The sequence below is a fragment of the Staphylococcus sp. Z5-21 genome, from assembly GCF_056529615.1.
Genome location: NZ_CP096462.1, coordinates 1,517,109 through 1,541,788, shown reverse-complemented (window position 1 = coordinate 1,541,788; position 24,680 = coordinate 1,517,109). Strand labels below are relative to the sequence as shown.

The window sequence follows — 24,680 nt, the reverse complement described above, 5'->3', positions numbered from 1 at the left end:
AACTGAATGTAACTTCCTACAATAGCATGTCATCGATTCTATTGTTGGAAGTATCACATTGCAGTATTTGCTAGTTTCTTTTTTTATACATATAAAAATGCTAATAAGGAAGTTTGTAATTATAAATAGTATATAAACGGAATTTCAGTTTGTGGAAAATTTTCAAGTCGCATTGTATATTAAGTCAATATAAATTGAGTGATTATAGAATTAAAATAGATATAAACTATTTGTTGTAATTACTTTAATAGTGTACATAAAGCGCATTTTAACTTATAATAAATTATGAGTTTATATATGGACGGGGAAATTAAATAGGAGGTAACATTTTGAGTTTAATAAAGAAAAAAAATAAAAACATTCGTATCATTCCACTCGGCGGAGTTGGAGAAATTGCGAAAAATATGTATATCGTCGAAGTGGACGATGAAATGTTTATGCTTGATGCTGGTTTAATGTTCCCAGAAGACGAAATGCTGGGCGTAGATATTGTTATTCCAGATATTCAATACGTAATAGAAAATAAAGAAAAATTAAAAGGGATCTTTCTAACGCATGGACACGAACATGCTATTGGTGCTGTAACGTATGTGTTAGAACAAGTTGATGCTCCGGTATACGGTTCGAAATTGACGATTGCTTTAATTAAAGAGAATATGAAAGCACGCAATGTAAATAAAAAAGTTAGATACTACACAGTGAATAATGAATCAGTGATGCGTTTTAAAGGGGTAAATGTCACTTTCTTTAATACGACGCATAGTATTCCAGATAGTTTAGGTATTTGTATCCATACTTCTTATGGCGCAATTGTTTATACGGGTGAATTTAAATTCGACCAAAGTTTACATGGACATTATGCACCAGATTTGAAGAAAATGACTGAGATAGGCGAAGCGGGTGTGTTTGCTTTAATTAGTGATTCGACTGAAGCTGAAAAGCCAGGTTATAATACACCAGAAAATGTGATTGAATCACATATGTACGATGCATTTACAAAAGTGAAGGGCAGATTAATTGTATCTTGTTATGCTTCTAATTTTATAAGAATTCAACAAGTATTAAATCTTGCGCAAAGATTAAATAGAAAAGTGTCATTCTTAGGACGTTCACTTGAAAGCTCATTTAACATTGCTAGAAAAATGGGATATTTTGATATTTCAAAAGATTTATTAATTCCAATCAATGATGTTGAAAATTATCCTAAGAATGAAGTGATTATCATAGCCACTGGTATGCAAGGTGAACCTGTTGAAGCGCTTAGTCAAATGGCTCAGAAAAAGCATAAGATAATGAATATCGAACCAGGGGACTCTGTCTTTCTAGCTATTACAGCTTCTGCCAATATGGAAGTGATAGTAGGTAATACTTTAAATGAATTAGTACGTGCAGGTGCTGAAATTATACCAGATAGTAAAAAGATTCATGCTTCTAGTCATGGTTGCATGGAAGAGTTGAAGATGATGATTAACATAATGAAACCAGAATACTTTATACCAGTAAATGGAGAATTTAAAATGCAAATTTCTCATGCTAAATTAGCTAATGAAGCAGGTGTACAACCTGAAAAAATCTTCCTTGTAGAAAAAGGCGATGTTGTTAACTACGATGGTGAAGAAATGATTTTAAATGAAAAAGTAAATTCTGGAAATGTACTTATTGATGGTATCGGTGTAGGAGATGTCGGTAATATCGTATTAAGGGATCGTCATTTATTAGCGGAAGACGGTATATTTATTGCTGTGGTTACGCTTGATCCAAAAAATAGAAGAATAGCGGCAGGTCCAGAAATTCAATCAAGAGGTTTCGTTTATGTAAGAGAAAGTGAAGCACTTTTAAATGAAGCTGAAGAAAAAGTCCGTGAAATTGTCGAATTAGGTTTACAAGAGAAACGCATTGAATGGTCTGAAATTAAACAGAGTATGCGTGATCAAATTAGTAAATTATTATTTGAAAATACGAAACGTCGTCCGATGATTATTCCAGTTATTTCTGAAATTTAATAATTTTAATACTAAACAAAGAGGTTAAGACATACGCTTAGGTAAATATATTTAAAAGTAGATTAAGGTGACATGTTAAGCAATTTTGCCATAAATCCAACCTTTAAATGCACTAAGAGCGAAAAAATGTCTTACCTCTTTTATGTTATTATGTAAGAATGCGAAACTTTATTTATACATAAATATTAATAACTATGAGAAACATGCATATATTTTAAACGAAAATGTTATATCACATATGTAGGAATTGAACATATGATGACGCATATTTGAAAACTGAGTCGAAAAGAAGGTGTTAAATTTGGCACAAACGAAAAAAAGATCAACAGCTAAGCGAAAACCTGCAAATACAAGAAGAAAGACATCCAATAAGAAGAAACAACAAGGTGATCATCCCTTAAGATATATATTGGCAATTGCAATTTTTGTCATCATCGTCTTAGGTGCTTTTCAACTTGGTATAGTGGGAACAATGATTGATAGTTTCTTTAATTATTTATTTGGTAACAGTAGATTTTTAACTTATATACTTATTTTGATTGGAACTATATTCATTACATATTATAAAGCATTACCTAAAACGAGACGTACAGTGGGTGCCTTCGTATTACAATTAGCTTTATTGCTAGTTACACATATTGTTTTTTATTTTACAAACAAGGTACAAGCGCAACGTGAACCAGTATTGTCATTTGTATATAGTTCATATAAACATACGAATTTTCCGAATTTTGGCGGAGGACTCTTAGGTCATTATTTATTATCGATATCTATACCGCTTATTTCAATTGTAGGTATTATTATTGTCACAATTTTACTTATAGCTTCAAGTATTATTTTACTTTTAAAACAAAAGCACCGAGATGTATCTAAAATATTATTTGAAAAGTTAAAAGTTAAAAGTCAGGATGCTTCAGAAAATTATAAAGAAAAGCGCAAACAAAATAAAATCAAAAAAGAAGCGAATGCACGCGTAAAAGCTGAGAAGAAAGCTGAGCGTGAGAAACAACAACTAGAAGCGACTGAGCAACAAGACATTAAAGATGTTAGCGAGCTAGAAGAAGTACCAAACGAAACAAGTAACCAACAATTATCTATCCCTATATACGGACATAGTGAAAATGATGAAGAATCTACAAATCAAAGTCCAAATACTAAAAAACAACGTACTAAACGCATGTACGATCATGAAGCGGATAATGTTCAACATACAGAGCATGATACAAATGATGCGGATTTGGCTTCATTAGATCAATCTATGGATGCTACTGAAGAAACTGAAGATAGTCAAAGCGATGCGGTTAACTCGATTTCAGAAGCTGGAGAAGTGGAAAACGAGGCATACACGATTCCACCACTCTCATTACTTAAGCAACCAGCGAAACAAAAAGCAACTTCAAAAGCAGAAGTTCAGAAAAAGGGGCAACTGCTAGAAACAACACTTAAAAACTTTGGTGTAGATGCTAGAGTGACACAAATAAAAATCGGTCCTGCGGTAACACAATATGAAATTCAACCTGCACAAGGTGTTAAAGTAAGTAAAATTGTAAACTTGCACAATGATATCGCACTTGCACTTGCAGCTAAGGATATTCGTATTGAAGCACCTATTCCAGGACGTTCTGCAGTGGGTATTGAAGTACCAAATGACAAAATTTCACTTGTATCACTTAAAGAAGTATTAGATGAGAAGTTCCCTGCAAAAAATAAATTAGAAGTAGGATTAGGAAGAGATATCTCAGGTGATCCTATAACAGTTGAATTAAATAAAATGCCTCATTTACTTGTTGCTGGATCTACAGGTAGTGGTAAATCCGTATGTATCAATGGTATTATCACTAGTATTTTACTTAATGCAAAGCCGCATGAAGTAAAACTTATGTTAATTGATCCGAAAATGGTAGAATTGAATGTATATAATGGGATTCCCCATTTATTGATACCGGTAGTTACAAATCCTCATAAGGCATCTCAAGCTTTAGAAAAAGTTGTGGCCGAAATGGAGCGTCGTTATGATTTATTCCAACATTCATCTACAAGAAATATAGAAGGTTACAACGAAGCGATTAGAAGACAAAATCTTGAGCTAGATGAAAAACAAGCTGAACTACCTTATATCGTGGTTATTGTGGATGAATTAGCTGATTTAATGATGGTTGCTGGTAAAGAAGTAGAAAATGCAATTCAAAGAATTACTCAAATGGCTCGTGCAGCAGGCATTCATTTAATCATTGCAACACAACGCCCTTCTGTGGATGTGATTACTGGTTTAATCAAAAATAACATTCCAAGTAGAATTGCTTTTGCTGTTAGTTCACAAACGGATTCTAGAACGATTATTGATAGCGGTGGCGCAGACAAGCTATTAGGAAAAGGTGACATGCTATATGTTGCAAATGGTGGTTCTACAAGAACGCGTGTGCAGGGTGCATTTTTAAGCGATCAAGAAGTGCAAGACATTGTTAATTATGTAGTAGAACAGCAAAAAGCGAATTATGTTAAAGAAATGGAACCAGATGCACCAGTAGAAAAATCAGAAATGAAGAGTGAAGATGCGCTTTATGATGAAGCATATTTATTTGTCATTGAACAACAAAAAGCGAGTACTTCTTTATTACAAAGACAATTTAGAATTGGTTATAATCGCGCTTCCAGATTAATGGACGATTTAGAACGAAATCAAGTTATTGGACCACAAAAAGGAAGTAAACCTAGACAAATATTAGTGGATTTAGATAGTGATGAGGTGTAAAAATGGAACTGACTTCTGTTTATAAAGTTAAAGAGTGGATGATACAACAAATCAAAGATGGCAAATTACAACATGGTGAACCATTACCAAGTAATTTAGCAATAGCTAGAACATTAAATGTAAAGACAGATGATGTCTATGATGCAGTAGATGAATTAATCACTGAACAAGTTTTATCAAATAATTTAGAAGAAGGTGCACGTGTTAAATCACTGCACCCATTCTATTATCCTTTAGGAGAAGTTGTAAGTATAAGTAGAATGATTGAAGATCAGGGTTATAGTGCTGGGACAGAATATATTAGTTTTGATGAAAAACCAGCGACCTCATTAGATTCAAAACGATTAAATATTGCAGATAAGGCAAACGTTACAATTATAGAACGTGTCAGAACGGCAAATAAGAAACCCGTAGTATATTGTTTAGATAAAGTGCCTGCGAGTGACTTAACATGCGCACAATATCAAAATAGCGATGAATCGTTACTAGGTGCTATCGAAGCACATGCGGGAAAAAAAGTGGCATATGCTGATACTGAAATGGAGGCCATCAGTTATGAGCCGCACATTTCAGACATCTTAGGTGCATCACCACATGAAGGGCTTATGTTATTGAAATTAGTCCATTATGATAAAGATGACCAACCAATACTTTATTCTTTTAATTATTTCAAAAGTAGTTTAGTAAAATTTAAAACGGTTAAAAATAGTTTATAATAAGAAATTTATGAAAGTGAGGCATGACAATTTGAAGAACAAAAATACTCAGAATGACATACATATTAAAGTAATGCCAACTACAAAATTTAAAACGACCACAATAACGTTGAAATTTATGGCTCCCTTAGAAAGTGACACCATGACTGCGCGTTCGATTCTAAGCAAAGTATTAGTTCGAGCAACCAAACAATGGCCTACAGATAAAGCATTCAATAGACATTTATCACATTTATATGGCGCCTATGTGAATAGTTTTGTTTCAAAATTTAAAGATAAGCATGTTATAAGCATTTCATTAGAGTTAATTAATGAACGTTATTTGAAAGACCAAACACCATTATTTGAAAAAGGTGTGGCATTGTTAAAAGAAATTATTTGGAACCCGTTAGTGACTGATCAACAATTTGATGAGGTTTTTGTGTCACAAGAAAAATCTTTATTAGGTAAAAAACTAGAAGCGATGGTTGATAACAAATCGCAGATTTCATTTTTAAATTTATTAAAACATATGTTTGGAGAACATCCTTATAGACATTTGGCTACAGGTCAAATAGAATACATAAAAAGTGTAACGCCAGAAACTTTATACGATACATATCAATCTATGCTACAGAATGATTATTGTGCAGTTTACGTCGTTGGTAACGTAGATGAAGCACAAGTTAAAACGCAATTGAAAACTTATTTCGATATCAAACCTTTCCACTTTGAATTAACGCAAGACGCACCTATGAAACAAGCACATACATTACCACAAGAAATTGTTGAAGTGGACGATGTAGATCAAGCTAAGTTGAATATGGGCTTTAGAATGCCTGCAAAATATGGCGACGCAGCGTATTTTACAATGGTTGTATTTAATGTAATGTTCGGTGGTGACCCTTCATCTGTATTATTTAATGAAGTCCGTGAAAAACAAAGTTTGGCATATTCAATTCATTCACAAATTGATGCAAAAAATGGCTTCATGTTTGTACTGAGTGGTGTATCCATAGATAAATATGAAGTTGCAAAAGATACAATTATCAAAGAATTTGAAAAGTTCCAAAACGGTCAATTTGAAGAAGATAAGCTAGCATTAGCTAAAAAAGTAATTCTTTCGCAGAGACAAGAATCACATGACAGACCAAAAAGTATGATAGAAATTTTAAACAACAATATCTTATTAGATGAGCCTATGTCAGAAGAAAGTTATTTTGAAGGTATCCAAAGTGTTACAAAATCAGATGTGCAACAATTAGCGCAAGCGGTTGTGCTTGATACCATTTATATTCTGACAAAAGGAGGTAATGACTAATGCGAGAAAATTATTATGAACAAATAGATGAACGTGTATTTGAAGCAGAATTAAATAATGGATTGAAATTATTTATTATCCCCAAAAAAGGGTTCCAAAAAACATTTGTGACGTATACTACAAAGTTCGGCTCGTTAGATAATAAATTTAAGCCACATGGTAGTGATACTTTTGTCACTGTTCCAGATGGTGTAGCGCATTTCTTAGAACATAAATTGTTTGAAAACGATGATGAGAGTGAAGATTTATTTACGGCATTTGCTGAAGATAATGCACAAGTCAATGCATTCACTAGTTTTGATCGTACAAGTTATCTATTTAGTGCAACAGATCATGTGGAGCGTAATATTAAACGCTTATTAACAATGGTTGAGTCACCTTATTTCACTAAAGAAACAGTAGATAAGGAAAAAGGCATCATAGCTGAAGAAATTAAAATGTACCAAGAACAGCCTGGTTACAAATTAATGTTTAATACATTGAAAGCTATGTATGATACACATCCTATTCGTGTGGATATTGCAGGCAGTGTAGAGAGTATTTATGAGATTACTAAAGATGATCTTTATTTATGTTATGAGACATTTTATCATCCATCGAATATGGTACTCTTTGTTGTCGGCGATGTAGATGTAGCAAATATTTATGATGTCGTGGCAACGCATGAAAATCAACGCGATAAAGAAGCACAACCGCAAATAGTTAGAGATCCATTGATAGAAAAAGCAACTGTAAATGAATCCAAAGTGACTGAAACTATGAAATTGCAATCACCTCGATTGATGTTAGGCTTTAAAAACAATCCGTTAGTTGATGAACCCGACGCATCTTTTGTAAAGAGAGATTTAGAGATGACACTTTTCTATGAAATGTTATTTGGTGAAGAAACAGATTTTTATCAATCTTTACTTAACGAAGATCTAATTGATGAGACATTTGGATATCAATTTGTATTAGAACCGACATATAGTTTCTCAGTAATTACGAGCGCAACACAGTATCCTGATAAATTAAAAGCGTTACTTTTAACAGAAATTGAAAACAACCAAGGACAACTGAATGATGAAGAAGCATTTAGTTTACTAAAAAAACAATTCATAGGTGAATTTATTTCAGGGTTAAATTCTCCGGAATACATAGCGAACCAATATACGAAATTATATTTTGAGGGCGTAAGTTTATTCGATTTATTGGAAATTGTTGAAAGCATCACTTTAGAGAGTGTAAACGAAACTTCAAAAATGTGCTTGAACCTAGAGCAAGTTGTTGATAGTCGTTTGGAGATGAAATAAAAATGAAGGCATTAGTGATGGGTGGTTCTGGTAGTATAGGTACAGCTATCGTTGATCGTCTATTGTCTGACGGTTATGAAGTTATCATTCAGTATAATCAGGCTAATGTTGATACACTGCAGTCGCAATATAAAAGTCAGCCTGTACAATTCATACAAATAGATTTAATGCAGGACATCGATTTTGCGGATTACTTTGATTTTATTACTAATTTGGATTGCCTTATTTATGCGAGTGGCACTGCATTATATGGACAAATACAAGATATGACTGACGAAATGATTGATTTAGCTTATCAAATTCACGTAAAACAATTCATACGTGTTTGTAGGTATTTTGTTGATCAACTAAGACAAAGTCAGAGTGGTAGGATTGTTGTTATTTCATCTATTTGGGGTGAAACAGGTGCAAGTATGGAATCAGTTTATTCTGCAATGAAAGGTGCCCAAATTGCTTTTGTAAAAGCATTGAGTCAAGAACTTGCAATGACTTCAGTAACGGTGAACGCTATTGCACCCGGTTTGGTAAGTGGTAATATGGCTCGAGTTTGGAGTGAAGCGGAATTGGCAGTAATTACTGAAGACTTGCCACAACAAAGATTGATAGATCCGACTGAAATTGCTCACACATGTAGTTATCTATGTCATCCTTTTGCGAAAAGTATCACCGGAACAATTCAAAAAGTGAATGGCGCTTGGTACTTGTAAATAATTTAAGTAAACTATAGAAAATAAAACAACTTTGAAACATTCAATGATATAATGTCAGTAAGTATGAGGAAGTAATTTTCTAAAAAGTTTTGTATTACTATTTAACTTAGATGACTGATGAAAGGATTGCTATAGCTAAAGTGAAGTAGCACGTTTGTAGTTCATTCTAGTCGTTAGTTGTTCATATGATCTAATAGGATGATTCTTATATTTATCCTCAGCTAATAAAACAAAACGTCAATGATATAATTTATAAAATAATGTTTATTTAAAGTGTATCATTTGCTGTTTATCATAAAAGACAACATATGGTTTATAAACAAAGGGGTGTTTATTTCATGACAGTAGCAACTAAAAAAGAATGGTATTTAGAATATGAGATAACAATGAACCGAGCTGGCCTTTTAGGAGATGTTTCTAGTTTATTAGGTTTGATGGGAATTAGTATTGTGACTATCAATGGTATTGATGAAGGTCGTAGAGGGCTATTAATAAAGTCAGATAGTCTAGATAAAGTGCATAGATTTGAAAATATCGTAACAGAAATAGATGATATATCTATAACAAAATTGCGTAAACCAGAGTTACGTGATCGTTTAGCTGTGAGACATGGAAGATACATAGAACAAGATGCAGATGATAAAAAAACGTTTCGTTTTGAAAGAGATGATTTAGGTTTACTTGTTGATTTTATGGCAGAATTATTTAAAGAGAAAGGCCATAAATTAATTGGTATTAGAGGTATGCCGAGAGTAGGTAAAACTGAATCAATCGTTGCAGGTAGTGTGTGTGCGCACAAGAGATGGTTATTTATCAGTTCAACGTTAATTAAACAGACTGTTCGTAGCTCTTTAATTAAAGGAGAATATGATTCTGATCATGTTTATATTATCGACGGTGCAGTCACAGCGAGAGAGTCTAGTCAAAAACATCAAGAATTAGTTAAAGAAGTTATGAGTTTACCAGCAATAAAAGTAGTCGAACATCCTGACTTGTTCGTTGAAACGAGTGATTATGAAATGAGTGATTTTGACTATATCATCGAATTACGAGAAAATAAAAATCAAGAAATTCAATATGAAGAAATGAAAAAGAAAACAGTTAAAAGTAAAAATAACTTAGATTTTGGTGATGATACGTTTGGTGGCGGATTTGGATTTTTTGAATAAAATATGAATAGTTATTGAGGAGGACTAACATTTTGAATTTAGTTGGTCAAACTTTAAAAGGACGTCGAGAACGTTTAGGTATGACACTAAACGAACTTGAAACGCGTACCCAAATAAAAAGAGAAACACTTACACTGATTGAGAATAATGATTTTGAATCGTTGAAAAATGTAAATTATGCAGAAGGTTTTATTAGGAAATATGCAAAAGCAGTGAATATCGACTCAGTACAGTTAATTGAGGCGCATAGAGAAGAAATTCCTAGTAATGATGAATCGCTTCAAAATACAATAACTGCTTTTTCAAAAGAAGATAAACCGACTTATCGAACTAAAAATAAAGAACCATTGCAAGTGGCCGTTGTAATAAGTATATTTGTTATTATTACAGCACTTTTATGGATTTTTTCAGTATTAATTTTTTAATCTGTAAGTCCAAGTACGTCATAAGTTATAAATAGAAAAGAGGACTTTGTATGAATATACCGAATTGGATAACTGTATTTAGAGTTATACTCATTCCAATCTTCCTATTGTTTGCTCTAGCGGATTTTGGATTTGGTAAAATTTCATTTATCGGTGGTAATGAAATTAGAATAGAATTATTAATTAGTGGCATTATTTTTATCGTCGCATCATTAAGTGACTTTGTAGATGGTTACTTAGCGCGTAAATGGGAACTTGTAACAAACATGGGTAAATTTTTAGATCCATTAGCAGATAAATTACTAGTATCAAGTGCTTTGATTGCGCTCGTACAAGTAGATTTAACCAATTCTGTAGTTGCAATTATTATTATTGCTCGAGAATTTGCTGTTACGGGATTACGCTTATTACAAATAGAACAAGGTTTTGTTAGTGCTGCAGGTCAGTTAGGTAAAATAAAAACTGCTGTTACTATGGTTGCCCTTGTTTGGATTCTTTTAGGCGATCCATTGTCTAGCTGGATTGGTTTTGAATTAGGACAGGTATTACTATATATCGGTGTATTTTTCACTATCCTATCAGGAATTGAATATTTTTATAAAGGTAGAGATGTGTTTAAGGCAAAATCATAAACACATTAACATCATAACGCTATAAATCGGGGCATGTAGATAATTTGGACATGCTTCGATTTTTTTAATTTTTATAAACAAGTCGTATAGAAGCGCTTTTACATGAACGAATCTTTCGTTATTTATGGTTTTTCATTTTATAATATAGGGAAGTAGAAATATATTGTTAATTAGAAGCTATAAGGAATAAATTATTTACAAAAATGTAAATGTCTCAGGAGGAAGCGTTTTGAATATATCTATTATTGCGGTAGGATCAGAATTATTATTAGGACAAATCGCTAATACTAATGGTCAATACTTATCAAAATTATTTAATAGTGCTGGCCATAATGTGGTTGAACATACAGTGATTGGTGATAACCCACAAAGATTAGAGAGAGTAATTAATAAAGCATTAGAAAATTATGATACCGTTATATTAACTGGAGGCTTGGGCCCTACAAAAGATGATTTAACTAAGCATACAGTTGCGAAAGTATTAGATCGAGATTTAGTTATCGATCAAAATGCACTCGACTACATCGAACAATATTTTAATGAACAAAACGTCGAAATGACGCCAAATAACCGTCAACAAGCGTTAGTCATTGAAGGTGCGCATGTCTTGGATAATAAGGTCGGTATGGCCCCAGGAATGCTTGTCCAACAACATGGAAAGCAAATTGCTTTGTTACCAGGTCCACCAAAAGAAATGAAACCGATGGCTAAAGAGGCGTTATTACCTTATTTTATAAATGGTGAAAATACAATATTTTCAGAATTACTTCGCTTTGCGGGTATAGGAGAATCAAAGGTCGAAACAGAATTAATGGATTTAATCGATCAACAAACGAACCCTACGATAGCACCATTAGCTGGGTCTCACGAAGTCAATGTAAGATTGACAGCAAGTGGTGAGACAAAACAAGTATGTGAAACGTTAATAGCGCCGCTTAAAGAAGAAATTTTAGAACGTATCGGTAAATATTATTATGGTTCTGATGATATTGTTATAGAACAAGCATTTATGAATAATATGACAAAAACATTTGCCATTTATGATGGGGTGACAGATGGTATATTATTTTCTCGGATGAAAAATTTTGATAATAATCAGTTACTTCAAGGTATGTTATCTCACCACACGCAATTTATAGATGAACGTGATATAATAACATCTCAACTTTCAGTATCTGCTCAGATTGTCAAAGACATGTTTAACACGGAAATAGGTATTTCAGTGATACATCAACATGATACGGTATATTTAGGTATTTTAGAAAATGATGAATTAGCTGTACAATCATTTAAAATGACACAAAGAAGACATTTAATTAAAAGCAGAACTCAAAATTATGTGTTGATTAGATTACTAAATTGGTTTAAATAAATACGAACAGTATACAGAAAATGCGAAAAATAGCACGTGTGTTCTATTTTAGCATTATTGAATTCAAATATTAGCGAACAAATATTCGCAAAATACTTGCGAAATTATCTGAATCAAGGTATAGTGAATATAAGATATTTTTTCGAGAGATAAATCTCATTTAGGAGGTCCAGCATTGGATAACGATCGTCAAAAAGCTTTAGATACGGTAATTAAAAATATGGAGAAATCATTTGGTAAAGGTGCTGTTATGAAATTAGGCGACAACAAAGCGCGCAAAGTTTCGAGTGTATCAAGTGGTTCTGTAACATTAGATAATGCTTTAGGTGTAGGTGGTTACCCTAAAGGAAGAATCGTAGAAATTTATGGTCCAGAAAGTTCTGGTAAAACAACTGTAGCGTTACATGCTATCGCTGAAGTACAAAAAAATGGCGGTGTTGCAGCGTTCATAGATGCTGAGCATGCATTAGATCCTGTTTACGCAGAAGCTTTAGGCGTAGACATACAAAATTTATATTTATCTCAACCTGATCATGGGGAACAAGGTTTAGAAATTGCCGAAGCATTTGTTAGAAGTGGCGCTGTTGATATCGTTGTGGTCGATTCAGTTGCTGCGCTTACACCTAAAGCTGAAATTGAAGGTGAAATGGGAGATACGCACGTTGGTTTGCAAGCACGTCTTATGTCCCAAGCTTTGAGAAAGCTTTCCGGTGCAATTTCAAAATCAAATACAACAGCAGTATTTATCAACCAAATCCGTGAAAAAGTTGGTGTGATGTTCGGTAATCCTGAAGTTACACCAGGTGGACGTGCTTTGAAATTCTATAGCTCTGTTCGTTTAGAAGTGCGCCGTGCGGAACAATTGAAACAAGGTCAAGAAATTGTTGGTAATAGAACAAAAATTAAAGTCGTTAAGAATAAAGTAGCACCACCATTTAGAGTTGCAGAAGTTGATATTATGTATGGTAAAGGTATCTCTAAAGAAGGAGAATTAATTGACCTAGGTGCTGAACATGAAATTGTAAATAAATCAGGGGCTTGGTATTCATACAATGGTGAACGTATGGGACAAGGTAAAGAAAATGTGAAATTATACCTCAAAGAAAACCCTGCTATTCGAGAAGAAATTGATCAAAAATTACGGGAAAAATTAGGTATCTTTGACGGTGACGTTGAAGAAAAAGAAGCTGAAAGTCCTGCTAAACTTTTTGATGAGGAAGAATAACTAAAGTTCTGGTTATCAGTAGAGCGTTATAAAATATAATTTGAGTTATTTATTACTAATAACATAATAATAAGCTTAGACATTCAAGCGTGTCTAAGCTTATTTTTTGTATATGAATAAGAATATAAAAATATTATATGAAAATATTTTTCATTTCAAATGTGCTGTGAGTTAAGTAAGCGCAATCGGTAAAGTAAATATTGTGTAAAAGGAACGCTTCAAATATTATATTAATGTGTATGGAAACCTTGACACTTCTTAGCTGTAAACCGTACAATTACATTGTATGATTCTTTTAGAATTTCATATAATCATATTTAATCATATTGAAATTTGATATACAGAGCAAAATCCTAGATAAAAAGGGGGTGTTTGTGTGAATTTATTAGGCCTCCTACTCATTTTGCTAGGTATTATTCTCGGAGTTGTTGTAGGGTATATTGTTGCCCGAAATTTGTTGCATCAAAAGCAATTACAAGCAAGACAAACTGCCGAAGATATTATCGAACAAGGTAATAAAGAAGCAGAGAATATTAAGAAGGAAAAGCTCCTAGAAGCTAAAGAAGAAAATCAAATCATAAAAGAGCAAAGTGAAATTGAACTTCGTGAAAGACGTGGTGATCTTCAAAAGCAGGAAGCAAGACTTCTACAAAAAGAAGAAAACTTAGAGCGAAAATCTGATCTATTAGATAAAAAAGATGAGATTTTAGAGCAAAAAGAGTCTAAACTTGAAGAACGACAACAACAAGTAGATGCAAAAGAGAGTAGTGTTCAAACATTAATAAATAAGCATGAACAAGAATTAGAACGCATCTCTGGTCTCACTCAAGCAGAAGCTGCACAAGAGCAACTTCAAAGAGTTGAAGATGAATTGTCACAAGATATTGCAATACTTGTTAAGGAAAAAGAGAGAGAAGCAAAAGAAGCAGTCGATAAAAATGCAAAAGAACTATTAGCGACTACTGTTCAAAGGTTAGCTGCAGAGCATACTTCTGAATCTACAGTTTCTGTTGTTAATTTACCGAATGACGAAATGAAAGGTCGAATCATTGGTAGAGAAGGTAGAAATATCAGAACGTTAGAAACGTTAACTGGTATTGACTTAATTATAGATGATACACCAGAAGCCGTAATTCTTTCTGGTTTTGACCCAATTAGACGTGAAATTGCAAGAACTGCATTAGTAAATCTTGTTTCGGATGGTCGAATCCATCCTGGACGAATTGAAGATATGGTAGACAAAGCTCGAAAAGAAGTAGACGACATTATTAGAGATGCAGGGGAACAAGCTACATTTGAAATAAATGTACATAACATGCATCCAGATCTTGTTAAGATCTTAGGTCGTTTACAGTATCGTACTAGCTATGGACAAAATGTATTGAAACATTCTATCGAAGTTGCTCACTTAAGTGGTATCTTAGCAGCAGAATTAGGTGAGGATATTACATTAGCTAAACGTGCTGGCTTACTTCATGATGTTGGTAAAGCTATTGATCACGAAGTAGAAGGTAGCCATGTTGAAATCGGTGTAGAATTAGCGAAAAAATACGCTGAAAATGAAACAGTCATTAATGCAATACATTCCCATCATGGTGATGTTGAACCAACTTCAATTATTTCTATCTTGGTTGCTGCAGCAGATGCACTTTCAGCTGCGAGACCGGGTGCTCGTAAAGAGACTTTAGAAAATTATATTAGAAGATTGGAAAGATTAGAAACACTATCTGAAAGTTATGAAGGTGTTGAGAAAGCATTCGCAATCCAAGCAGGTAGAGAAATTCGAGTTATTGTATCACCAGATACTATCGACGACTTAAAATCACATCGCTTAGCAAGAGATATTAAGAGCCAAATTGAAGATGAACTTCAATATCCAGGTCATATAAAAGTGACAGTTGTTCGTGAGACTAGAGCAATTGAATATGCAAAATAAAAGTTAATTATTAAACGATTAATTTTTGAAATTTAAACAAACTAAACGATATTTCGTTTAGTTTGTTTTTTTTAATATTTTAGAATAAAAGAACATCCGCGACAATTTATTTATGTCGCGGATGTTTCACATTGAGGTTAAAAATAACTGCAATGAAAAGTATTGGTAACAACTCATTAAGATAATGTAGTATATGTCATACTTTTATACAGTTTATCGATACGCTCAATGATGTATATGGATTTAATAATCCAAGTTCATTGTAATTAACATATTAAAATTTAAGTGAGCTCTAAATCTGCCTGTTGTACTTCTTTAATTATTTCTGCAGTATCATAACAGTTTGTAGAGATATTGGCATACCTTTCAGCTAAACGGTATGCATTGATATATAGCTCCAAACTTTCTTTAGCTATGTCTTCTGCATCTTCACTTTTTGATGGATTTGCTGTAACAACTAAGTCAGCAAAATGTTGTGGATCGATATTAATTGACATGTATTACTTCCAACTCCTATATTTTGGATTAGCTCTTAACTACTATAATCTATACCACTATTTTTATAATTAAAACTTAGCTAATTTAATAAATTTTCATCAGCACCTTTTCATTGTAAATAAATTGAATTAAACTAACACTAAGAGAGGATGAACACGTAAATGAGATTATTATTTATTGGGGATATTGTAGGAAAAGTAGGGCGCGAGGCCATTACAACATATTTATCAAGACTGAAGCAGACATATCGTCCTACAGTTACAATTGTGAATGCTGAAAATGCGGCACATGGTAAAGGCCTGACAGAAAAAATATACAAAGATTTATTAAGAGAAGGCGTAGATTTTATGACGATGGGCAACCACACATATGGTCAGCGTCAAATTTATGATTTTATAGATTCAGCAAATCGTATGGTAAGACCGGCTAACTTTCCAGAAGAAGCACCAGGCGTAGGTATGCGATTTATTCAAATAAATGAAATTAAGCTAGCTATCATCAACTTGCAAGGTCGTGCTTTTATGCAAGATATTGATGATCCTTTTAAAAAGGCAGATGAGCTTATAAACGAAGCAAAAAAAGAAACGGATTATATATTCGTAGATTTTCACGCTGAAACGACATCTGAAAAAAATGCTATGGGTTGGTATCTTGATGGTAGAGCAAGTGCTGTTGTGGGCACGCACACACATATACAAACTTCGGATGAACGTATATTACCAGGAGGGACAGGTTATATTACGGATGTTGGTATGACAGGTTTTTATGATGGTATATTAGGTATAAATAGACATGAGGTGATTACGCGTTTTATTACAAGTTTGCCACAAAGACATGTTGTGCCAGATGAAGGTCGCAGTGTATTATCGGGCGTGATTATAGATATCAATAAAGAAGGAAGAACCACACACATTGAACGTGTATTAATCAATGACGATCATCCTTTTTAAAATATCGTCCATTAGTATGAATTTAAAAAAAGTACCACTCTGTACATAGTAATAGGGTGGTTTATTTTGGTATGATGAACAATGAATTATTATAACCACTAGGAGGCAAGATGATATGAAATCACAAGTATCATGGAAAGTGGGCGGTCAACAAGGCGAAGGTATTGAATCTACTGGGGAAATCTTTGCTACTGCTATGAACCGTAAAGGATACTACTTATATGGATATCGTCATTTTTCAAGTAGAATCATGGGCGGACACACGAATAATAAAATACGCGTATCCACGACACCAGTGCATGCAATTAGTGATGATTTAGATATCTTAATTGCATTTGATCAAGAAACAATCGAATTAAACCATCATGAAATGCGTGAAGACAGCGTAATTATTGCAGATAGTAAAGCAAAGCCAGAGAAACCAGACAACTGTCGTGCTCAATTGATAGACCTACCATTTACTGCAACTGCTAAAGAATTAGGTACTGCATTGATGAAAAATATGGTAGCGATTGGTGCCACTTGTGCTGTTATGGACCTCGATATTTCAGGTTTTGAAACATTAATTACAAACATGTTTACTAAAAAAGGTGACAAGGTTGTAGAATTGAATATAGAGGCGTTAAATGAAGGTTATCGTTTAATGAATGAACAGTTAAATAACGTTGATGCTGATTTTATCTTAGATAAAACGGATGGAAAGCCACATCTATATATGATTGGTAACGATGCCATTGGTTTAGGTGCGTTATCAGCTGGATCAAGATTTATGGCGGCTTATCCAATAACACCAGCTTCAGAAATTATGGAATATATGATTGAAAATCTTCCAAAAGTGGGCGGAACAGTTGTACAAACTGAAGATGAGATTGCTGCAGCAAACATGGCAATCGGTTCAAACTATGCAGGTGTACGTGCATTTACTGCTAGTGCGGGACCAGGACTATCGCTAATGATGGAAGCGATTGGTTTATCAGGTATGACAGAAACGCCTTTTGTAGTTATAAATACACAGCGTGGTGGCCCTTCAACAGGATTGCCAACGAAACAAGAGCAATCAGACTTAATGCAAATGATTTACGGTACACATGGTGATATTCCTAAAATTGTAGTCGCGCCTACTGATGCAGAAGATGCATTTTATTTAACTATGGAAGCTTTTAATTTGGCTGAACAATATCAATGTCCAGTCATAGTATTAAGTGATTTACAACTTTCATTAGGTAAACAAACGGTTGAACAATTAGACTATAATAAAATAGAAATCAATCGTGGTGACATGATCCAATCCGATATAGAACGTGAAGAAAATGACAAAACTTACTTTAAACGATATGCATTAACAGAAAGTGGTGTTTCCCCAAGACCTATTCCTGGGTTAAAAGGCGGCATTCATCATGTTACAGGTGTTGAACATAATGAAGAAGGAAAAACGAGTGAAGCTGCAGATAATAGACAACAGCAAATGGATAAACGTATGCGTAAAACAGAAAACCTATTAATACAAAATCCAGTAGAAGCTGATGTACAACATGAAACAGCAGACATACTATATTTAGGATTTATTTCAACTAAAGGTGCAATTCAAGAGGGTAAATCAAGATTAGAATCACAAAATATTAAGGTTAACCACATACAAATTAGACAATTGCATCCATTCCCTAGTGAAACGATTCAAAAAGAAGTCGACAAAGCTTCAAAAGTCGTTGTAGTTGAACATAATTATCAAGGTCAACTTGCCAATATATTAAAAATGAACGTAAATTTAGGTGATAAATTAGTAAATCAAACGAAATACGATGGCACACCATTTTTACCACATGAAATTGAAGCTAATGGACTTGAGATAGCTAAAGAAATAAAGGAGTTGGTATAAATGGCGACATTTAAAGATTTTAGAAATAATGTAAAACCTAACTGGTGTCCTGGTTGCGGAGATTTTTCAGTACAAGCAGCCATTCAAAAGGCAGCAGCCAATGTTGGTTTAGAACCGGAAGAAGTAGCGATTATTACGGGGATTGGTTGTTCTGGACGTTTATCAGGATACGTAAATTCATATGGCGTTCATGGTATACATGGCCGTTCATTACCATTGGCACAAGGTGTAAAAATGGCTAATAAAGATTTAACGGTTATTGCTTCTGGTGGTGATGGAGATGGTTATGCCATTGGTATGGGTCATACGATTCATGCATTACGTAGAAATATGAATATGACTTACATTGTTATGGATAATCAAATTTATGGCTTAACTAAAGGTCAAACGTCACCTTCTTCAGCTCAAGGATTTATTACTAAATCTACACCAAAAGGAAATATTGAACAAAATGTAGCACCTTTAGAGTTAGCACTTTCATCAGGTGCAACATTTGTAGCGCAAGGTTTTTCAAGTGACATTAAAGGACTAACAAAAATGATTGAGGACGCAATTAATCATGATGGCTTCTCATTTGTGAATGTATTTTCTCCATGTGTAACATATAACAAAGTGAATACGTATGATTGGTTTAAAGAAAATTTAACAAATATCGATGATATTGAAGATTTTGATATTAAAGATAAGCAAAAAGCCACTCAAAAAGTGTTAGAATATAATTCATTAATAAAAGGTATTGTTTATCAAGATACTGAAACACCTTCATATGAATCACAAATTGAAGAAATGAACGGTACACCTTTAGCTAAACAAGACATTCATATCGATGAAGAACAATTTGAGGCATTAACGAAACAATTTGTATAAAATATTTTTAACTAAATAAGCTAATGAACTGTCACATTATTAACGAAATAATCATGCACGCATTGATTGTCGTATTGAGCATGTGACAGTTTTTTTGTATGTTTGAGTAAGCATGATTTGTAGAACATATTTTCATTACACGATAGAGAGGACATTCATTATGATAGATCAATTTATGTCAATGTCAGAACTGATTGATCACACCGAAGAACATAAAGATTGGCAAATTTTATATAACGAGCGTGTTGCAAAAAGTTTAATAACAGCTGTTCATGGTGGTGCGATTGAACGTGGCACATCAGAAATTGCACAATTAATTAGTGAAATTGGTGGTTATAGTTTTTATACATTTAAAGGAATCAGGAAAAATAAAAATCATGAACTTCATGTTACATCAAAGCATTTTGATGAGCCCATACTTAATGAATTAGTACCGACACATGAAGCTGTAGTATCGTTACATGGTTGTATGGGTGATGATGTAGCACTTTATATTGGAGGTAAAGATTTAGAATTATCCTATGAAATTACACAACAATTACAAAAAATAGGCATAAAGGTCAAACCGGCTCCAGCACATATAGCTGGTATGCAAACAGAGAATTTTGTAAATAAGGGTAAACGTGACGCAGGTGTACAATTAGAACTAACTGTGGCATTAAGGAAACAATGTTTTAAAAATAATAAATATAATTTACATGATAGAGAGAATCGAGAGAATTGGTCGCAGTTAATGTTTTCATTTTCTACTGCAATTGCCAATGCTTTAAAAATATTAAATGATTAGGTACGACTTTACAAAATCTTAAGATAATAGTGCTTAAGTTAGGGAATAGGTTGAATAGAAACTATGAAGGGTGTTTATTTATGGCAGATAAATATAAATCAATGACTGAATTGGCTGAATATACGACTGAAAATAGTGATTGGTCAGTGGTTCGTCGCGACTTAGATAGCCAAGTTATTATTTCGGCGATTCATGGTGGAGCGATTGAACCTGGTACAACGGAAATTGCTGATTTAACAGCACAAAAGGGTGATTTTGATTATTTTACTTTTAAAGGAACAAAATCAAAAGGAAATGAAGCGTTACACGTAACCTCTCGTCATTATGACCAACCGGATATGATGGAAATGGTCAAAAATAAGACACACGCAGTAGCAATTCATGGTTGCGTGGGTGATGATAGCATTGTATATATGGGCGGCAAAGATGAAAGTTTGATTCGTGCATTAAAAGAACAATTTGAGCAATTAGATATTAAAGTAGATCAAGCGCCTAAACATATGTCTGGTGCACACGATGATAATATTATCAATTGTTGTAGCACAGGTGAAGGTGTACAGCTAGAATTAACTTCGGGATTAAGAAAATTGTGCTTTAAAAATCAAAAATATAATAAACATAGCCGAGAAGACCAAAGTAATTGGAGTCAGTTTATGGATAACTTTACAAGTGCAATCGTTCAAGCGATACAAAAGGTGTAGTAACGCTTGTAAATAATGGACACTTAAGCTATTATAGATTCAAGATGTCTATAATAGGAAGATGATGATAAATGAAATATTCTAAAGCGACCAATTATGCGTTACACGCGTTATTATTTATGATCAAAAATAATGGTGATGTTCAACGAATTCCGGTACAAGATCTTGCTAAAGCATTAGGTATTTCTACAACTTACTTGTCAAAAATTTTAACAAGATTAGTTAAAGTTGGTGTTATTTCAGCGAGTAGCGGTGCTAAAGGTGGATACCAATTAAGTTTAAAGTGGCAAGATGTAACAATCTATGAAGTGATTACAACAATTGATGGTAAACAAAGCTTGTTTGAAGATAGTTTTAATCATGGTGATAGTTGTCCAATTAATAAGTTAATGATTGAAGCGGAGCAAGCGCTCATAGGCAGTTTGAAACAAAAAAAGCTAAAGGATCTCATATAAATAATTGAGGTTCTTTAGTTTTTTTGTACGAGTAATTTAGATATTGGATGATTATAAAGCTGTACATCATGAGTACACATGATGAAATGATAATTGCATTGTTGTACATTAGTTTTCATTTTGTTTTTGAATAAAGTAACACGCGAATAACTGTGCGTATTATGTTTAATTTGCTAAAATATAAAGTAAATAAAGTAATTAAGGGGTTGACGTAGTATGAATGATACATTAATGAGTATTCAGATTATTCCTAAAACTGCTAACGGAGAAGACGTAATTCCATATGTTGATGAAGCGATTAAAGTAATAGATGACGCAGGTTTAACGTACCGAGTAGGTCCATTAGAAACAACAGTACAAGGTGAAATGAATGAATGTTTAATATTAATTCAAAAATTAAATGATCGCATGGTTGAACTAGAAATTCCTAGTATTATAAGTCAGGTTAAATTTTATCATGTACCTGAGGGGATAACGATTGAGACACTGACTGGGAAGTATGATGAACTTTAAAAAGTTCAAATATAGATTTATGTATGCGCCAGATTTATTTTATAAATAAACTGTTTTTTAGAACCACTTCTCAATTTATTGAGATAGTGGTACTTATGCAAGTGCAAAGGCACTTGTAAACCCAAGCTGATACTTCTCAATTTATTGAGATAGTGGTACTTATGCAAGTGCAAAGGCACTTGTAAACCCAAGCTGATACTTCTCAATTTATTGAGATAGTGGTACTTATGCAAGTGCTCTGGCACTTGTAAGCCCAAGCTAGAGCTGCTCAATTTATTTTCTTCATATTGCTTAATCTATAAACTTTAATTGCTGAAAGTCATTGATTTCATACTGACATGGCTACTTTTGATTATATTTTTGAGCGCGGCCACATTTATTGAATGATGAAAGTTGTTTATAAAGGTTAACTGCAAAAAAAGTTGACTTTAATTATTTACAAGTCTTTTTGCACTTTGTGTTCAAATTTAATATAATGTAATAATGATTATGGATAAAGTTATAGAACTTAGAACTACGAGGTTGTTAAACAAAATGATGCGAAATCTTTTGAATTACTTGTTCTTAGTTTTTATGATATAGAAAGGATTTTGTAGAGTGAATGAAGAACAAAGAAAAAGTACTTCTATTGATATCTTAGCAGAACGTGAAAAAAAGACTAAAGATTATAGCAAGTATTTTGAACACGTGTATCAGCCCCCGAGTTTAAAAGAAGCACGAAAACGTGGTAAAGCGGAAGTTAATTATAATGACGATTTTCAAATAGATGAAAAGTACCGAAACATGGGACAAGGCAAAACATTTTTGATTAAAACATATGGTTGTCAAATGAATGCGCATGATACAGAAGTCATGGCAGGCATACTTGGAGCATTGGGTTATACAGCAACGGAAGATATTAATCATGCAGATGTTATATTAATTAATACATGTGCGATTCGAGAAAACGCTGAGAATAAAGTATTTAGTGAAATAGGTAATTTAAAACATTTGAAAAAAGAAAAACCTGAAACGGTCATTGGTGTATGTGGTTGTATGTCACAGGAAGAGTCTGTGGTCAATAAAATATTAAAATCTTATCAAAATGTTGATATGATATTTGGAACACATAATATTCATCGTTTACCTGAAATTTTGGAAGAAGCTTATCTTTCAAAAGCAATGGTTGTTGAAGTATGGTCTAAAGAAGGAGACGTCATTGAAAATCTTCCTAAAGTAAGAGAAGGTAATATCAAAGCGTGGGTTAATATTATGTACGGTTGTGACAAATTCTGTACATACTGTATAGTGCCTTTTACTAGAGGTAAAGAGCGAAGCAGACGACCAGAAGATATCATAGATGAAGTCCGTGATTTAGCGCGCCAAGGCTATAAGGAAATCACATTATTAGGTCAAAATGTTAATGCTTATGGTAAAGATATTGATGGCTTAGCATATGGTTTAGGAGATTTATTAGAAGACATTTCAAAAATTGATATTCCGAGAGTAAGATTTACGACGAGTCATCCATGGGATTTCACAGACAGAATGATTGAAGTCATTGCAAATGGTGGAAATATTGTGCCACATGTCCATCTTCCTGTACAATCTGGTAATAATGCAGTGCTTAAGATTATGGGACGTAAATATACACGTGAAAGTTATTTAGATCTCGTTAACAGAATTAAGACACATATTCCTAATGTTGCACTTACAACTGATATTATAGTTGGTTATCCAAATGAAACAGATGAACAGTTTGAGGAAACTTTAACATTATACGACGAAGTTGAGTTTGAACACGCATATACGTATATATACTCACAAAGAGATGGCACCCCTGCAGCTAAGATGAATGATAATGTGCCATTGGATGTAAAAAAAGATAGATTACAGCAATTAAATAAAAAAGTTGCGTATTATTCTGAACGTGCAATGCAACAATATGAAGGACAAACAGTTCAAGTATTATGTGAAGGTGTAAGTAAAAAAGATGATACGGTCTTATCTGGTTATACCTCAAAAAATAAATTAGTGAATTTTAAAGCTCCTAAATCAATGACTGGAAAAATAGTTAATGTATATATTGACGAAGCTAAACAATTTTCACTTAATGGTACGTTTATCAGTGTGAATGATAAAACGGTGGTGACACAATAATGTATGAAAAAGATGATATTTTAGCTGAAGCAGAACGTTTGAGTGAACGTATTAAATCTCTAGATACTGTCAAAGAATATCATAAAGTAGAATCACAAATTCATCATAATGAAAATTTAGAACAACGAATGAAAGAATTAAAGAAAAATCAAAAGCAATCGGTCAATTTGCAAAATTACGGTAAAATACATGCCTTACAGGCCTCGGAAGAAAAGATTCAAGACATCGAAGAAGATATCAATATACTGCCAATTGTAGAAGAATTTAGAGAATCACAAGCAGAAGCCAATGATTTATTACAAATGATGATTCACACAATGTCCGATAGATTAAATAAACACCAAGAATAAGCAATTTTTTAT

The 24,680-nt window shown here is 33.2% G+C and carries 21 protein-coding genes and 2 pseudogenes; 22 read left to right on the top strand and 1 reads right to left on the bottom strand.

What is annotated here, in order from left to right; genetic code table 11:
• The first annotated feature begins 329 nt into the window (after positions 1 to 329).
• The 13 genes and pseudogenes from rnjB to rny all read left to right on the top strand — a co-directional run bounded on the left by rnjB (position 330) and on the right by rny (position 15,532).
• Positions 330 to 2,003: a ribonuclease J2 gene (gene rnjB, locus M1D64_RS07605; protein WP_041080459.1), complete on the top strand. Its 1,674-nt coding sequence runs from the start codon at positions 330 to 332 to the stop codon at positions 2,001 to 2,003.
• Positions 2,004 to 2,304: 301 nt separating this feature from the next.
• Positions 2,305 to 3,190: pseudogene (locus M1D64_RS07600) on the top strand (cell division protein FtsK); the annotation flags it as partial.
• A gap of 101 nt (positions 3,191 to 3,291) precedes the next feature.
• Positions 3,292 to 4,755, top strand: a pseudogene (locus tag M1D64_RS07595) (DNA translocase FtsK); the annotation flags it as partial.
• 2 nt (positions 4,756 to 4,757) lie between these two features.
• Positions 4,758 to 5,471, top strand: coding sequence for a GntR family transcriptional regulator (locus tag M1D64_RS07590; protein ID WP_002483444.1), 714 nt, complete (start codon positions 4,758 to 4,760; stop codon positions 5,469 to 5,471).
• A 10-nt stretch (positions 5,472 to 5,481) separates the two neighbouring features.
• On the top strand, positions 5,482 to 6,771 hold the full coding sequence (gene yfmF, locus M1D64_RS07585) for an EF-P 5-aminopentanol modification-associated protein YfmF (protein ID WP_041080462.1): 1,290 nt from the start codon (positions 5,482 to 5,484) through the stop codon (positions 6,769 to 6,771).
• Positions 6,771 to 8,063, top strand: coding sequence for an EF-P 5-aminopentanol modification-associated protein YfmH (gene yfmH / locus M1D64_RS07580; protein ID WP_002483442.1), 1,293 nt, complete (start codon positions 6,771 to 6,773; stop codon positions 8,061 to 8,063). Before yfmF ends, yfmH begins: the two co-directional genes overlap by 1 nt.
• Before the next feature lie 2 nt (positions 8,064 to 8,065).
• Entirely contained in the window at positions 8,066 to 8,770 is a 705-nt protein-coding gene (gene ymfI, locus M1D64_RS07575) for an elongation factor P 5-aminopentanone reductase (protein WP_041080463.1), read from the top strand.
• Between the two features lie 341 nt (positions 8,771 to 9,111).
• Positions 9,112 to 9,942 (top strand): DUF3388 domain-containing protein, encoded by an 831-nt coding sequence (locus M1D64_RS07570; protein WP_002483440.1) that lies wholly within the window; start codon positions 9,112 to 9,114, stop codon positions 9,940 to 9,942.
• 32 nt (positions 9,943 to 9,974) lie between these two features.
• Positions 9,975 to 10,367 carry a helix-turn-helix domain-containing protein gene (locus M1D64_RS07565; protein WP_002483439.1) on the top strand — a complete coding sequence of 131 codons (393 nt, stop codon included), beginning with the start codon at positions 9,975 to 9,977 and terminating at the stop codon, positions 10,365 to 10,367.
• Positions 10,368 to 10,417: 50 nt separating this feature from the next.
• Positions 10,418 to 10,999: a CDP-diacylglycerol--glycerol-3-phosphate 3-phosphatidyltransferase gene (gene pgsA / locus M1D64_RS07560; protein WP_037538519.1), complete on the top strand. Its 582-nt coding sequence runs from the start codon at positions 10,418 to 10,420 to the stop codon at positions 10,997 to 10,999.
• A gap of 229 nt (positions 11,000 to 11,228) precedes the next feature.
• Positions 11,229 to 12,371 (top strand): CinA family nicotinamide mononucleotide deamidase-related protein, encoded by a 1,143-nt coding sequence (locus tag M1D64_RS07555; protein WP_041080464.1) that lies wholly within the window; start codon positions 11,229 to 11,231, stop codon positions 12,369 to 12,371.
• A gap of 175 nt (positions 12,372 to 12,546) precedes the next feature.
• Complete coding sequence (gene recA, locus M1D64_RS07550; RefSeq protein WP_041080466.1) at positions 12,547 to 13,596, top strand: recombinase RecA; 1,050 nt, start codon at positions 12,547 to 12,549, stop codon at positions 13,594 to 13,596.
• A gap of 376 nt (positions 13,597 to 13,972) precedes the next feature.
• On the top strand, positions 13,973 to 15,532 hold the full coding sequence (rny, locus tag M1D64_RS07545; RefSeq protein WP_037538515.1) for a ribonuclease Y: 1,560 nt from the start codon (positions 13,973 to 13,975) through the stop codon (positions 15,530 to 15,532).
• A gap of 281 nt (positions 15,533 to 15,813) precedes the next feature.
• Here the strand turns inward: rny and M1D64_RS07540 are convergent, their stop codons facing one another.
• A complete protein-coding gene (locus M1D64_RS07540; protein ID WP_002483434.1) occupies positions 15,814 to 16,029 on the bottom strand; it encodes a hypothetical protein in 216 nt (71 codons plus the stop codon).
• A gap of 162 nt (positions 16,030 to 16,191) precedes the next feature.
• On the opposite strand from M1D64_RS07540, the gene M1D64_RS07535 reads away from it, so the two are divergent.
• The 9 genes from M1D64_RS07535 (at position 16,192) to M1D64_RS07495 (ending at position 24,668) form a co-directional block, all read left to right on the top strand.
• Complete coding sequence (locus M1D64_RS07535) at positions 16,192 to 16,980, top strand: TIGR00282 family metallophosphoesterase (protein WP_002483433.1); 789 nt, start codon at positions 16,192 to 16,194, stop codon at positions 16,978 to 16,980.
• 115 nt (positions 16,981 to 17,095) lie between these two features.
• Positions 17,096 to 18,856, top strand: coding sequence for a 2-oxoacid:acceptor oxidoreductase subunit alpha (locus M1D64_RS07530; RefSeq protein WP_041080472.1), 1,761 nt, complete (start codon positions 17,096 to 17,098; stop codon positions 18,854 to 18,856).
• Complete coding sequence (locus tag M1D64_RS07525; protein ID WP_002483431.1) at positions 18,857 to 19,723, top strand: 2-oxoacid:ferredoxin oxidoreductase subunit beta; 867 nt, start codon at positions 18,857 to 18,859, stop codon at positions 19,721 to 19,723. It begins immediately after the preceding gene.
• Between the two features lie 160 nt (positions 19,724 to 19,883).
• Positions 19,884 to 20,510 (top strand): poly-gamma-glutamate hydrolase family protein, encoded by a 627-nt coding sequence (locus tag M1D64_RS07520; RefSeq protein ID WP_002483430.1) that lies wholly within the window; start codon positions 19,884 to 19,886, stop codon positions 20,508 to 20,510.
• 80 nt (positions 20,511 to 20,590) lie between these two features.
• Positions 20,591 to 21,211, top strand: coding sequence for a poly-gamma-glutamate hydrolase family protein (locus M1D64_RS07515; protein WP_041080473.1), 621 nt, complete (start codon positions 20,591 to 20,593; stop codon positions 21,209 to 21,211).
• A 71-nt stretch (positions 21,212 to 21,282) separates the two neighbouring features.
• Entirely contained in the window at positions 21,283 to 21,666 is a 384-nt protein-coding gene (locus M1D64_RS07510) for an RrF2 family transcriptional regulator (RefSeq protein WP_002483428.1), read from the top strand.
• Positions 21,667 to 21,882: 216 nt separating this feature from the next.
• Entirely contained in the window at positions 21,883 to 22,179 is a 297-nt protein-coding gene (locus M1D64_RS07505) for a thiamine-binding protein (protein WP_002483427.1), read from the top strand.
• 597 nt (positions 22,180 to 22,776) lie between these two features.
• Complete coding sequence (gene miaB, locus M1D64_RS07500) at positions 22,777 to 24,318, top strand: tRNA (N6-isopentenyl adenosine(37)-C2)-methylthiotransferase MiaB (RefSeq protein WP_069825862.1); 1,542 nt, start codon at positions 22,777 to 22,779, stop codon at positions 24,316 to 24,318.
• Entirely contained in the window at positions 24,318 to 24,668 is a 351-nt protein-coding gene (locus tag M1D64_RS07495; RefSeq protein ID WP_002483425.1) for a YlbF/YmcA family competence regulator, read from the top strand. Before miaB ends, M1D64_RS07495 begins: the two co-directional genes overlap by 1 nt.
• The last annotated feature ends 12 nt before the right edge of the window (positions 24,669 to 24,680 follow it).